This window comes from Centipeda periodontii DSM 2778 (assembly GCF_000213975.1).
Lineage (GTDB): Bacteria > Bacillota > Negativicutes > Selenomonadales > Selenomonadaceae > Centipeda > Centipeda periodontii.
In genome coordinates, this window is sequence record NZ_GL892076.1 from 2295339 (window position 1) to 2308462 (window position 13124).

Annotated in this window: 17 protein-coding genes; 10 read left to right on the forward strand and 7 right to left on the reverse strand. The window is 54.5% G+C overall.

Going from position 1 to position 13124, the window contains the following annotated elements:
* Window positions 1–12 precede the first annotated feature (12 nt).
* On the forward strand, window positions 13–375 hold the full coding sequence (locus HMPREF9081_RS10440; protein ID WP_006307267.1) for a PTS glucitol/sorbitol transporter subunit IIA: 363 nt from the start codon (window positions 13–15) through the stop codon (window positions 373–375).
* Window positions 376–501: 126 nt separating this feature from the next.
* On the opposite strand, the gene HMPREF9081_RS10445 is transcribed toward HMPREF9081_RS10440, so the two are convergent.
* Genes HMPREF9081_RS10445 through HMPREF9081_RS10465 form a run of 5 tightly spaced genes read right to left on the reverse strand, consistent with a single transcriptional unit; the run spans window position 502 to window position 5553 of the window.
* Window positions 502–1713: a type II secretion system F family protein gene (locus HMPREF9081_RS10445; RefSeq protein ID WP_006307268.1), complete on the reverse strand. Its 1212-nt coding sequence runs from the start codon at window positions 1711–1713 to the stop codon at window positions 502–504.
* Entirely contained in the window at window positions 1710–2705 is a 996-nt protein-coding gene (locus HMPREF9081_RS10450; RefSeq protein ID WP_006307269.1) for a type IV pilus twitching motility protein PilT, read from the reverse strand. The genes HMPREF9081_RS10445 and HMPREF9081_RS10450 overlap by 4 nt, the downstream gene beginning before the upstream one ends.
* Window positions 2698–3942, reverse strand: a complete 1245-nt coding sequence (locus HMPREF9081_RS10455; protein WP_006307270.1) for a GspE/PulE family protein — start codon at window positions 3940–3942, stop codon at window positions 2698–2700. The genes HMPREF9081_RS10450 and HMPREF9081_RS10455 overlap by 8 nt, the downstream gene beginning before the upstream one ends.
* A gap of 5 nt (window positions 3943–3947) precedes the next feature.
* Entirely contained in the window at window positions 3948–4724 is a 777-nt protein-coding gene (truA, locus tag HMPREF9081_RS10460; RefSeq protein ID WP_006307271.1) for a tRNA pseudouridine(38-40) synthase TruA, read from the reverse strand.
* Between the two features lie 13 nt (window positions 4725–4737).
* Window positions 4738–5553 carry an energy-coupling factor transporter transmembrane component T family protein gene (locus HMPREF9081_RS10465; RefSeq protein WP_040395065.1) on the reverse strand — a complete coding sequence of 272 codons (816 nt, stop codon included), beginning with the start codon at window positions 5551–5553 and terminating at the stop codon, window positions 4738–4740.
* A gap of 208 nt (window positions 5554–5761) precedes the next feature.
* Between HMPREF9081_RS10465 and HMPREF9081_RS10470 the strand changes: the two genes are divergently transcribed.
* A complete protein-coding gene (locus HMPREF9081_RS10470; protein ID WP_006307273.1) occupies window positions 5762–6985 on the forward strand; it encodes an EAL and HDOD domain-containing protein in 1224 nt (407 codons plus the stop codon).
* Window positions 6986–7479: 494 nt separating this feature from the next.
* Here the strand turns inward: HMPREF9081_RS10470 and HMPREF9081_RS10475 are convergent, their stop codons facing one another.
* Window positions 7480–8499, reverse strand: a complete 1020-nt coding sequence (locus HMPREF9081_RS10475) for an HD-GYP domain-containing protein (RefSeq protein WP_006307274.1) — start codon at window positions 8497–8499, stop codon at window positions 7480–7482.
* 206 nt (window positions 8500–8705) lie between these two features.
* Window positions 8706–8975 carry a hypothetical protein gene (locus tag HMPREF9081_RS10480; RefSeq protein WP_006307275.1) on the reverse strand — a complete coding sequence of 90 codons (270 nt, stop codon included), beginning with the start codon at window positions 8973–8975 and terminating at the stop codon, window positions 8706–8708.
* Window positions 8976–9161: 186 nt separating this feature from the next.
* Between HMPREF9081_RS10480 and HMPREF9081_RS10485 the strand changes: the two genes are divergently transcribed.
* The 8 genes from HMPREF9081_RS10485 to HMPREF9081_RS14610 all read left to right on the forward strand — a co-directional run bounded on the left by HMPREF9081_RS10485 (window position 9162) and on the right by HMPREF9081_RS14610 (window position 13076).
* Window positions 9162–9329 (forward strand): type II toxin-antitoxin system HicA family toxin, encoded by a 168-nt coding sequence (locus tag HMPREF9081_RS10485; RefSeq protein WP_006307276.1) that lies wholly within the window; start codon window positions 9162–9164, stop codon window positions 9327–9329.
* A gap of 41 nt (window positions 9330–9370) precedes the next feature.
* Complete coding sequence (locus tag HMPREF9081_RS10490; protein ID WP_006307277.1) at window positions 9371–9790, forward strand: type II toxin-antitoxin system HicB family antitoxin; 420 nt, start codon at window positions 9371–9373, stop codon at window positions 9788–9790.
* Between the two features lie 276 nt (window positions 9791–10066).
* A complete protein-coding gene (locus HMPREF9081_RS10495) occupies window positions 10067–10873 on the forward strand; it encodes an amino acid ABC transporter substrate-binding protein (protein WP_006307279.1) in 807 nt (268 codons plus the stop codon).
* Window positions 10874–10931: 58 nt separating this feature from the next.
* Window positions 10932–11576 (forward strand): amino acid ABC transporter permease, encoded by a 645-nt coding sequence (locus HMPREF9081_RS10500; protein WP_040395071.1) that lies wholly within the window; start codon window positions 10932–10934, stop codon window positions 11574–11576.
* Window positions 11557–12339, forward strand: coding sequence for an amino acid ABC transporter ATP-binding protein (locus tag HMPREF9081_RS10505; RefSeq protein WP_006307283.1), 783 nt, complete (start codon window positions 11557–11559; stop codon window positions 12337–12339). Before HMPREF9081_RS10500 ends, HMPREF9081_RS10505 begins: the two co-directional genes overlap by 20 nt.
* 69 nt (window positions 12340–12408) lie before the next feature.
* On the forward strand, window positions 12409–12651 hold the full coding sequence (locus HMPREF9081_RS10510) for a DUF2442 domain-containing protein (protein ID WP_006307284.1): 243 nt from the start codon (window positions 12409–12411) through the stop codon (window positions 12649–12651).
* An 18-nt stretch (window positions 12652–12669) separates the two neighbouring features.
* Entirely contained in the window at window positions 12670–12846 is a 177-nt protein-coding gene (locus HMPREF9081_RS13955; protein WP_006307285.1) for a hypothetical protein, read from the forward strand.
* A 47-nt stretch (window positions 12847–12893) separates the two neighbouring features.
* Window positions 12894–13076, forward strand: coding sequence for a hypothetical protein (locus HMPREF9081_RS14610; RefSeq protein WP_040395073.1), 183 nt, complete (start codon window positions 12894–12896; stop codon window positions 13074–13076).
* Window positions 13077–13124 lie beyond the last annotated feature (48 nt).

Consider the following 13124-nt stretch of genomic DNA (forward strand, 5'->3'; position numbering starts at 1 on the left):
GAGGCATTACAAATGAGCGTAAAATATGAAGTCACGGTCACTACCATCGGCAAGCTGGCGCGCAAATTCCTCGAAACCAACAACAGCGTCATCCTGTTGGACGAGGGTGCACACCCGAACCTTGCCGAAATGGTCATCGAGCACACGCCGGGGGAGCTTGTAAGCGATATCGCCGCCGGCGATACACTCACGATTGGAAAGCAGAAGTACAAGGTAGTGCGCGTCGGCGAGAATGCAAACGACACAATCCGTGAGAGTGGACACTGCACTCTCCTCTTCAACGCAAAGGGCTCCATGCCCGGACAGATCGAACTCGAGGGCAGTATTGTTCCATCGCTCTCGCAGGGACTGAAATTCAGCTTCGCAGGGAAATAAATTAACTCTCTATAGAAAAAGCACTCGTGCATTGACAGGAGTGCTTTTTCTATTATAACGGGAAAAATATCCTCAGGAGTTACTGATAAGTTCAGCGCCATCATCTTGGCGCATCTTTTTGTTTGCCTACATCAAGGCATCCATCATATCGAAGATTGGCAGAAGGACGGAGAGGACAACAAAGAAAATGACGGACGCAATGATGACAATCATCACGGGCTCGGCAAGTGCCTCCATCCGTACGGCATATGTGCCCGCTCTGCGTTGGCAGTAATCTGCCGCATGCTGCAGAAGGCGTTCAAGATCACCCGCAGCCTCACCCGCTGCAAGCATGCCGCGCAAAAGCGGCGGCAGATAGGGTTCCCGCACGATTACCTGTGAGAACGTACGCCCCTCGATCAATCCTTGCTCCATCCGCGCAAGGTGATGTGAAAGCGCACGATTCCCCGTCACGGAGCGCGCAAGTCCGACAGCACGATCCAGACGAATGCCGCTATAAAGGAGGATGGCAAGAGTTCGCAGAATCATCTGCCAAGAAGCATGACACAGGAATGTCCCGAGCACGGGAATGTGCAGAAGGATTGTATCAACGCAGAGACGCAGGCGTGGCATGCGAAGCATAAGTGTTGCGGCGAGGGCAATGGTGAGCAAAAGTGCGCCAATCAGCTCGGGCTGGCGTCCGACCGCATCCGACACTCCCAGCAGGATCTGCGTCGGCAGCGGCAGTTCCACGCCGAGATCACGCAGAAGCGCAGCAAAGATCGGCAGGACAAACACCGTCATGAGCAGAACAGAAAATATGGTCGCCGCAAGCAGAAAGAGCGGATAGGCGAGTGCACTGCGCAAGGATTCGCGCAGCGTGTGTGCCTCGGTGAGCACGGCAGCCGCCTCCCCTAGGATCGCATCGAGCGTCCCACTCTCCTCCCCTGCGTGCACCATCCCGATCAGACTTTTGGGAAACACCTCTTCCTGCATCTCCATTGCCTGTGAGAGTGCCATCCCCTGCAGGACTGCCGTGTGCAGTGCTGTAAGGCTTTTCCTGTAAGAGGGATTCTGCGGCACTCCCTCAGCAAGTCGTGCCAATGCTTCGTGGACAGGCAGACCTGCCCTCAGGAGCACCGCCAACTCCTGCAGGAACGCAATTCGTGCCTCGTCTGACATTCCTCGGCGCAGGTGCAGTGCCGTCGGCAGATGAAACTCTCGCCGCTCACGGATATCGATCGCAATCTTTCCCTCTGCCGCGAGTGCACGTGCAGCAGCAGGCGCAGAGTTAGCGGTCATTGTCCCACGCATATCCGCACCGTCTATCGTGCGCGCACGGTACGAAAATTTCCTCATACGATCATGCCCTTTGCCCTGAGTGCAGCCTCTGCCATCTCTGCCGTCTGCATCCCCTGCCCCGCCCCGCTCATCATTACGGAATCCAGCTGGCTATAATTCCCCTGCCGCAGGATATTCCGCACCGCAGTCGTCACACAGAGTGCCTCGAACGCGGCGACACGCCCTCCGCCCACCCGCGGCAAAAGACATTGGGCGAAGATGCCTGTCAGGACATCGGCAAATTGTCCGCGCACGGCATCCCGCACGTCCGACGGGAACATACTCTCCACGCGTAGTGCCGTCTCCGCCGCACCGCGCGTATGGAGAGTTCCCAGCACAAGCACGCCCGTCGTTGCCGCCATCAATGCAGCCTCCATCGTTGCACGGTCACGGATCTCCCCGATGAGGAGAATGTCCGGATCCTCGCGGAGGGCAGCACGTATGGCGTCAGGATACGCAGAAAAATCACGCCCTGCCTCTCGTTGACTAAGAAAGGCACGCGCGGGTGGAAAAATATATTCGATCGGATCCTCTAGTGTGATGATGTGCACACCGCGCGTCTGATTGATGACCTCGATCAATGCGGCGAGTGTCGTTGTCTTACCCGCCCCCGTTGCACCACAGATGAGCGCCAGTCCGTCCCGTGCCTCAGCAATCGCACGCAGAGCCCTCGGCATTCCGATCTCCTTCGGAGTCAATATACGTTCGGGCAGAAGGCGCAGTGCAATCCCGATACCGCCGTGCATGCGATAGGCATTGCCACGAAAGCGCCGCCCTGCGTACTCCCAAGCAAAATCCACATCGCGCATACGAAGCTCTGCGTGCTGTTCCTCAGTGAGCATTTCATGTAGCAGTCGCATGATTTGCTGCGGCGTTGGAGTGCACTCCTCCAGCACAAGAGCTCCGTCAACGCGTATCTGCATACACTGATGCGGCGCTACATGAAGATCGGAAGCCTCTGCAGCAATCATACGGCGCAAAACATCCCCCATCATCGCTCCCTCATCCATAGAGTGCTCTCCCCACCTCCGCAAGCGTTGTCTCCCCCGCACACGCCTTTGCTGCACCGTCCTGCCACAGCGTCTCCATGCCGTCCTTTACGGCTGTCTGCCGCAGAGATTCTTTATCGCATCCGGCAAGGATTGCGGCACGAATTGACTCCGATATGGGGAGCACCTCATGAATCGCCATGCGCCCGCGGTAGCCTGTCCCATGACAATGCGAACATCCTCGTCCACGCATGAGAGTCATCCCCTCATGATAGATCTCGCCCAGCTGCACAGCCTCGCGCGAACCAGCCGGAACATCATACTCCTCGGAACAGCGTTCACATACGCGCCGCACAAGGCGCTGCGCAATCACCCCCGAAAGTGTTGCTGTGAGCAGATAGGGCGGAATCCCCATCTCAATCATACGAAAGACAGCTGAGACTGTATCCTCCGTATGGAGTGTGGAGAAAAGCGCGTGCCCCGTGAGTGCGATACGCACCGCCATCTCCGCTGTTTCCCGATCGCGTATCTCACCAAGCAGGATCTTCTGTGCATCCTGTCGGAGTGCTGCGCGAAGCCCCGCGACAAAGGTCAGTCCAGCCTCCGGATTCACCTGAAACTGGCTGATCCCGTCAATCCGTCGCTCCACAGGATCCTCGAGCGTCATGATGTGGCAGCTGGGATCGTTCAGCGCCGAGAGCGCCGCGTAGAGCGTTGTCGTCTTGCCCGAGTTCATCGGACCGCAGAGGAGTAGAAGCCCTGTCGGGCGGCGAATCAACCGCTCGAATATCTCCTGATTGCGCGGCGTGAAGTCCAGCTCCTCACAGCCGAGAAAGCACTCCGATGCGTCCATGATGCGCACGACCATGCGCTCACCGTCCACCACAGGAAGAACCGCGACACGCATATCGATCGAACGATCGCCGGAGCGATAGCGGATCTGTCCGTCCTGTGGCCGATTGCGCTTCGCCGTGTCGATGCCCGCCATTACCTTCAGACGCGCGATGATGACCGGGGCAAGCTCCGACGGAAACTGAATCGGACGCTCGCGCAGCATACCGTCCACACGTATGCGAATGCGGAGTTTGCCGTCCATCGGCTCAAGGTGGATATCCGTTGCCTCCTCCGCGAGCGCCGTATCCAAAATGGCATTGACAAGGGCAATGACCTGACTGCCGCGCGCCTCTCCGTCAGACACACCGCGACGCAGCTCGCGAACGGCCTCAGCAATGAGGCGCTGTGCCGCCCCCCGCTCCATACACCTCACATCCTTCCATCGTCCTCGTTTCCATAATCCACACGGAGGAGATAAAGTCCGCAGGCAGGTGCTGTCGGACTTGCTAACCGCCTGTCACATGCAGCAAAGATTGCAGCGAATCGCTCCACCGAGATGCGGCCGAGCCCAACGTTTACGACCGTGCTCATGATGTTGCGCACCATGTGATAGAGGAAGCCGTTGCCATGCAGATAGCACGAAAAACGCCCCGCCCCCTCCTCATCCAGTCGGATCTCGTCGAGTGTGCGCACGGGCGACATCGGTGCTCCGCCCGCCGCGCGAAACGAAGAGTAGTCATGTGTCCCGACAAGCATAGAAAGAGCTGCACGCATGGCGGCGTGATCGAGGGGGCGAAAGATCTGCCACGCATAATTGCGCGTAAAGGGATTCGGTATCGTGCACTCCTCCAAACGATAGGCATACGCCTTACCCGTCGCCGCATGACGCGCACTGAAATCCCGCTGCGCTTCCCAAGCCTTTGTAACGACAATATCCGGCGGCAGGAGACCATTCACGGCGCGCGGTAAACGCTCCACCGGAATGCGCCCATCCGTAAAGAAGTTCACCACCTGCCCATAGGCGTGCACGCCCGCATCCGTACGTCCCGCAGCAGCGAGCTCCACCTGCTCCCCGCAAACCTTCGCAAGAGCGCGCTCAAGCACATTCTGGACGGCGACCACGGGCGGCGTCTGCCGCTGAAATCCATGATAATTCGTCCCGTCATAGGCGACCGTCAGCACAAGATTGCGCGCACGCGCCTTCATCACTGCCACGTTTTCAGGGCGCAATGGGCAGCCCTCCGAGACTCACGGCACAAATTCCCACTGCACCGATTACAAATACCGCGATCGCCGCATAGTCGAGGCGCCCTGTGCGCAGCTCCTTCATCTGCGTGCGCCCCTCGCCGCCGCGATAGCAGCGCGCCTCCATCGCAAGTGCCAGCTCATCCGCACGGCGAAATGCCGAGAGAAAGAGCGGCACGAGGATGGGCACAACCGCGCGCAGGCGCTGCACAATGTTCCCGCGCTCAAAGTCTGCGCCGCGTGCCTTCTGCGCCTTCATAATGCGATCCAGCTCCTCAAGCAGCGTCGGCACAAAGCGCAGAGCAATCGTCATCATCATCGAGAGCTCATGCACCGGCACACGGAGGCGGCGCAGCGGCGAGAGCAGCGCCTCAAGTCCGTCCGTCAGCCGCAGCGGACTCGTCGTCAACGTCAGCAGCGTGCTGAGGAGAATGAGCAGTACAAGGCGCAGACCGATGTACGCACCGCGCGCAATCCCCTCCCATGTCGCCGTGAAGGGACCAAGGCGGAAGACTTCGGTGCCCGGAGTCATAAAGAGATGCACGCCGAACGTAAAGAGCACAATCCAGAGAATCGGTCGGATCGAACGCAGCTGCATTCCGAGCGGCACCTTGGAGAACACCATCAAAAGAGCAACACTCACAGAGAGCACAGCAAAGCCTGTCACATTTTCCACAAAGAAGATGAGCAGGAGAAAGAAAAAGAGCAGAACAATTTTCACACGCGGATCCATGCGGTGCAAAAACGAATCCCCGGGCAGATAGCGTCCGATCTGTATATCATTCAGCAAGAACAATCACTTCCATTTTCATTTTTAGGGAATCACTGATAAATTCGAATTTAGTTTCATTATAACATTAAAGACCATCTTTTTCATTTCTTTTTCTCAACCGGTATGTTATAATGCCTTTGTATTATGGTGTTATAAATATATCTTTCGAAGGATATCTCAACGAAGATATCATGGCAATGGAACATATATAGAGAAAGGTTCTCCTATGGAAGAAGTATTCATCGGTCGACAGGCCATACTCGATCAGCAGAAAAAAGTGTACGCATACGAAATTCTTTTCCGCAACGGACTCAAGAATGCCTTTGATCCGACTCTTGATGGCAATGTGGCGACGCAGAGCGTCATGGTCGGTGCAATGCTCGACTTTGGCATGAAAAAACTGGTCTCGAACAGGAAGGCATTCATCAACTTCACTGAACAAAATCTGTTGAATCGTGCACCAAAACTCCTCCCACCGGAAAATGTTGTCGTAGAGATTCTGGAGACCGTACATCCAACGCCGGAAATTTTGGAAGCCGTGCGGGATCTGAAGGAGGCGGGTTATAAGATCGCCCTTGACGACTTTGTTCTCCTGCCCGGCTACGAACCGCTCATTAACATGGCAGACATCATCAAGGTAGACTTTCGTATCACGGAAAGCCCCAAAGAGCGCAAGAAAATGCGCGAGATTCTGCCCAAACACGTTCGTCTGCTCGCGGAAAAAATTGAAACTGAAGAGGAATTCCGACAGGCATGCGATTTTGGCTACGTCCTGTTCCAAGGCTATTTCTTCTGTAAGCCGGCAATCCTGCATCAAAAGAAATTGACAAGCAACGCCCTTTCTCGTATGCGTCTTCTCAAAGAAGTCAATCGGCAGAATTTTGATTTCTCTGCCATCACCGGAGCCATCTCCTCGGATACTACCCTTGTCCACAAACTGCTCACCTACATCAATTCGGTCGGTATCGGTCTCACAAATCATGTTTCCAATTTGCGTCAGGCAACGGTGCTGCTTGGTGCCGGCGGTGTACGTCGCTGGGTAACGCTCATCAGTCTGCAGACCTTTTCCGAGGACAAGCCATCCGAAGTCTTTACCCTCTCGCTCATACGTGCGAAGTTCTGCGAGCTCATTGCTGAGGATCTCAAGAGTCCCAAACTGACGCCTGACACAGGCTTCCTGCTTGGGATGTTCTCCCTCCTCGATGTTCTGCTCAGTCTGCCCATGGATGAGGTACTGAAAGAAGTTGCTCTCGCGGATGATCTCAACGATGCGCTGCTCGGTGAGGACAACGATCTGCGCTGTGTGCTCAATCTCGTCATCGCCTACGAACAGGGCGACTGGGAGAAAGTCATTGCCTCCTGTGATCAGCTGCATGTCGCTCCGGAACGCTTGAAGCCAAAGTACGATACTGTACTGGAGTGGTACAATATGTTGCAGCGTATCGACTAAATCATAAGAAAAAGGGGCTGTTGCACGAAGCTAAAACTTCGTACAACGCCCCTTCTTTGTGCCCCTTCCACCGCTTACGCGGTCCCCCTTCCCCGTCAAACGGGGAAGGCTAGAATTGCATCTTAGCTTCCCCCGCCAGAGCGGGGGAGCGGTCAACGTCATCCGCGCGTCTGCATCCTTCGGATTTGACTTGCGGGACGTTTTCCCATACGACCTGTTACCTGATCAGCTGCGCCCTATGGGCTTGCTTCTCGGACAGGTCAGTAAGTGGCGAGCGTAGCGAGCCGATAGGGGTGTTCATGCAACAACCCCTTTTTTGCGCAGAATTTTAGGAATCGCTGATAAAATGAAGTCCGTCAGATTGGCGCAGATTTTTTCGTCCGATTGAGGCAGCAAACCGGACGCATAGTCAAAGCTATGTGGAGGATTTGCTAACGAAAAGCGGACAAAAAAGATGCGCTAAGATGGCGTGGCTGAATTTATCAGTGCTTCCTTTACTTCGGATTGTACTCCACAATCGTAATCTTCTTGTTCTCGTTGAGATCGATCACCTCATCCTCCGAGATCGTGACAATCGGGAGCGGCACAACACCGTGCGGATATGCCGTGATCGTACCCTCACGATGATTGCTGAGGAGGACACGCGAGCCGAGGAAGGCGTTTTTGATATTCGTCAGCACCGGGATGCAGACCTCAGGATCAAGTGCCGTATACATCTGGCTCGCAATCTCCGTCACAGCGTCGAACGGGGTGCGGCGCGGATATCCCTCACGCTCGATCGTGATATTATCGTAAAGATCGGCAACAGCAACAATGCGCGCATAGAGATGAATGTCCTCCCCCTTGATGTTAAAGGGGAATCCACTCCCGTCCATCCGTTCGTGGTGTTGGAGCGCCGTGAGGCGCACGCCCTCTGTCAGTCCTGCGACATTGTTGAGAATCTGCGCCCCATCCACCGTATGTTGGACATACCGCTCGTAGTCCTCTCCCTTAAGAGTATCGATATTCTTTTCGAGCAGACGCTGATCGAATTTCGACTTTCCAATATCATGCAGAAAGCCTGCGAGCACAATATCCTTTGCTGTCTCACGATTAATCTGCATCCACTTGGCAAAAACACCCGCGAGGATCGAAACACGAAGCGAGTGATTATAGATGTCACTCGCCAAATGATTGATCTCGTTCAGATAGTCGATCGCCCCGCTGCGGCGCGAGAGCGGCAGCAGATCGGCCTGCACCATCTCATTCGTCTCGGCAACAGGCACATTCCCCGTCTTCTTTGTCTCTTCAAAGATCGACTGGGCCGTCCCAACCACATTCTCATACTGCTTGATAAACAGATTGCTGCGCGAGAAGATCGGAGAACGTTCCTCTTTGAGCTCATTTTCGTCCTTGATGTAGACAACAGGGATCTTCAGAAACTTGAGGCGCGTGATATGCGCCGCAGTAAGCTCAGTATTCTCCGATACGACAACCATTCGTTTGGCATTGACGATCGTTCGCGCAAGTATCATTCCATTTTCAAGATCGTCCACGGATATTGCACGCAAGATAAGCCCTCCCTCGATACATGCTCTTGATTTCGCACGAAACTATTGCACCTATAAATATTTCGACCTTTATGAAAAAAACCCTGCCTCCATAAAATAAAACTTGACTTTACATTAAACATTTTTCTACTTTGAGCAAAGGTACGCTATTTCCCGATATGTAAGCCTTTTTAGGAAGCACTGATAAATTCAGCCGCGCCATCTTGGCGCATCTTTTTGCCCGCTTTTTGTCGCGCAACGCCGGACTTTGCCGACTGTACGCCGATCACAGAGTCAATGCCACTCATGCGGTACATCTCGCGGATGAGGCGATCAATCTGCTCCGTGAGCACCTGCGCAGGCGCAGCGTCGGGCGCGATAAAGGCGGGCGGGTGCTGACTCTCGGGCGGGTAGATGAGCATGTTATTTGTGCCGATCGTAATATCCGCCTTGCCGCTCACAACGCCACCTTTTTTCCCATTTTCTCAGGCTTCGCTCGGGCTTCGTTCACAGTTCGGAATCAAATTCTCCTCGTTTGCCATATGACACGTTCACCACCTGCCTTTGATTTACAAAGAAAGCATTTCAAAAAACTATTGACCTCCATGTGTATAATGCGTATAGTATAATTAGAAGGAGGGCAAACGATGAGATTCAAGGAACTTGAACGCATCATCAAGAAGGACGGTTGGTATCTGGACAGCTCCAACGGCTCGCATATGCACTACAAGCATAGAGAGAAAAAGGGAAAGTCACGATACCGAATCATCCCGGCGACCTCGACCCGAAAACTGTCAAATCTGTCTTGCGGATGACGGGCTTAAAATAAAGCCCGTCTCCAAAAGGAGGCTTTTATATGAACCTCGTATATCCCGCCGTATTTTATCCTTGTGAAGTGAACCCTGGCTTTACCGTCGTTGTCCCCGATTTGCCCGGCTGTATCAGCGAAGGGGACAACCTCACCAACGCCATCGCAATGGGCGAGGATGCCGCATCGGGCTGGATTCTTGGCGAACTTGAGGACGGCAACGAAATCCCGCCCGCAAGCAACATCAAAGACATTCAACCCGACCCCGAAATCGGCGAGGGCTTCGTCTCCCTGCTCTCTCTCGACATGGACGCATACGCCGCAAAGTACGGCAGCAAGTCCGTCCGCAAAAATCTCACCATCCCCGCATGGCTCAACACCTTCGCCGAAGCAGAACAGCTCAATATCTCCAAAGTCCTGCAGGACGCGCTTACCGCTCTTTACGAGAAAAAGGCAGCTCTTGCATGACACATGATCTGCTGCCCGCCCGTGTGGCGGGTTTTTCATATCGTCCGCACATCCGCCTCCTCTACAACAAAAAAGGACACCGCCGCAGCCGTGTCCTCCCCCTCCTATGTTCCCTCTCCTTACTCCACGAGAAAAGTCGCCTCGATTGAGACGGCTTCCGCTTGCAAAGCGCAAAGCCCGTTGAAAATTTTACTTGACTTTATTTTAATCTATACCGTATAATATCACACGTTAGCACTTTATCTTATTAAAGCAACGGTAAGGGGAGATACAACAATGAACTGGAAAAACATTTTCGCGGGTGCGGCGGTCATGGCTCTCTCTGCAGCCCTCCTCACAGGCTGCGGCGGAAATCAGAAAGTGGTCTCGACGGACAATGCAGCAGAAATGGGAAAAATCATCGTCGGACTCGACGACAACTTCCCGCCGATGGGCTTTAAGAATGAGAAGAACGAGATTACCGGCTTCGATGTCGACCTCGCGAAGGAGGCAGCGAAACGTCTCGGACGCGAAGTCGAGTTCAAGGCGATCGACTGGTCGAGCAAGGAGGCGGAGCTCAAGAGCGGACGCGTACAGATCCTCTGGAACGGTCTCGACATCACCGACAAGCGCAAGGAGAACATGCTCTTCTCCAAGCCCTACATGGACAACCGTCAGATCATCTTCGTGAAGAAGGGCAATACCGCTGTCACGGATGAGAAGAGCCTTGCGGGCAAGACCGTCGGCACGCAGAGTGCGGGTACTGCCGAAGAGTACATCGACGCAACCGATTTCTACAAGAACGAGGTCAAGGAGGTCAAGAAGTACCCCGACTACGTCGCGGCATTCATGGATCTCGAGAACGGACGTCTCGATGCGGTCATTGGCGATGAGATTGTCGGTCGCTACTACATGAGCAAACATCCCGAGGAGCTCGAAGCGCTCGACATTGTGGTCGGTCCCGTGAGCGAGTTCGGCATCGCGTTCGCGAAGGACAACACCGTCCTACAGGGCGAGGTGCAGAAAGTCATGGATGAGATGAAGGCGGACGGCACGATGGCGAAGGTTTCCAATGAGTGGTTCGGCAAGGACATTACGAAATAAATAAGAGAAAAGAGGGCTGCCGATGCGGCAGTCCTTTTTTCCTGCTAGGATGAAATCAATGGATAAAACACTGGATACGATACTGCTCATGCTCGAGGGATCTACCATCACCCTCGAGATTTTCTGTGTCACACTCGCACTCTCCCTCCCGCTCGGACTCTTTGCCGCGCTCGGGAGGCTTTCGCGTTTTCGGCTGCTCAGCCGTCTACTCGAAATCTACATCTGGATCATGCGTGGCACACCGCTGATGCTCCAACTGCTCTTTGTTTACTTCGCCCTGCCGATGGTCGGCATCCTGCTGCCCGACATTGCGGCGGCACTCCTCGCCTTCGTCCTCAACTACGCCGCCTACTTCGCGGAGATCTTCCGCTCCGGCATACAGGCAGTCCCGCGCGGACAGTTCGAGGCGGCACGCGTTCTCGGCATGAGTACCCCACTCACCATGCGGCGCATCGTCCTGCCGCAGGTGCTACGCATCACCCTGCCCCCCGTCAGCAACGAGACCATCAACCTCGTCAAGGACACCTCCCTCGTCTACATCCTCGCCATGAACGACCTCCTGCGCGTTGCGCGCACCATCGTTCAGCGCGAGTTCGACATGACTCCCTTCCTCATTGCCGGCATCTTCTACCTCGCGATGACCGCCGTGCTCACCTATGGATTCAAGAAACTGGAGGCGCACTATGGCAGATACGAAAGCTAACGAGATCATGCTCTCCATGCGCGACATTCACAAATCCTTTGGCGCGCTTGGCGTCCTGCGCGGCATCGACCTCAGCCTCGCGCGCGGTGAGGTGCTCGCCATCATCGGCTCGTCCGGCTCCGGCAAATCCACCCTGCTCCGCTGCATCAACAAACTTGAAACCATTGATCGCGGGGAGATTACCATCCGCGGGGAAAAACTCTGTTGGACGAAAGACGGCGAGACCACGGCGACCTATGCGAGTACATCGGACGTACGACGCATCCTCATGTCCACAGGCATGGTTTTTCAGCAGTTCAACCTCTTTCCCCACATGACCGTCATCGAGAACCTCATCGAGGCGCCCTGCCATGTCAAGGGCATGAAGAAGGATGAGATTCTCCCCTACGCGCGCGAACTCCTCGCGAAGGTCGGGCTCTCCGATCGCGAGAACTACTACCCGAGCCAGCTCTCCGGCGGACAGCAGCAGCGCGTTGCCATCGCACGCGCGCTTGCCATGAAGCCCGACATCATGCTCTTTGACGAGCCGACCTCCGCACTCGATCCCGAGCTGACGGGCGAGGTACTCCGCACCATGCGCGCCCTCGCCGCCGAGCGCATGACCATGATCGTCGTCACACATGAGATGGCGTTCGCCCGCGAGGCGGCAACCAATGTCATCTTTATGGAAAACGGCGTCATCGTCGAGCAGGGCGAGCCGCAGACATTTTTTCGTGCACCGAAAGAGGAGCGGACACGGGAGTTTCTGCGGAATATGCTATGATATTTCTCCAATGGTATGGTATAATAGAACTATTCAAAATTCCTCCTCTGCAATAAAGGAGCACATATCATGCTACAGCCAAAAGTACTCGATGTACAGCCCCTTCCTGATTATAAATTGCTGCTGCTCTTTGAGACAGGCGAGAAGAAAGTTTTTGATGTAATGCCGTACATCAAAGGGTCATGGTACGAAAAGCTAAAAGTTCCCGCTGTTTTTCAAACAGTTCATGTATCAGGTGCTACAGTTACATGGGCAGATGGGCAGGACATTGCCCCACACGAGCTCTATGACAATTCTGTACCTGCTGTTTGATGAAAAAGGAGGAATCTCATGTCCGCACAGATTATAGACCTCAACCGCATCAAGGAGCTTGAGATAGACGAGCTCATCGACATCTTCAACGAGATGATCAAGGAAGCGCCCGCACTGGGAATGCCCGAGGTCGCCGCAATGGTACAGGAGGCCAAAAAGGATATTTTGAAGACCGTTATTAAAGGAGAATCGTAGAACATCGTTGTAGATTTGTGATAATACTCCATTTGGAGGAATCCATCATGACTACATGGTCAGAGTTCTTGGAAGAACAGCTAAAAGATCCTGAGTTTAAGCGGGAGTATGATGCACTCGAGGGTTGGTATCAGGAAGAACTTGCGCAGCAGCGTGCACTGAATCGCGATAATAACGGTTCTGCTTCCCCTGCTTCAGATCACAATGCGCCACGTATAGCCTACGCCTAAGGGAAAACATCTATTGGAATACCAAACAGGGCAGATACAGAGGTGATG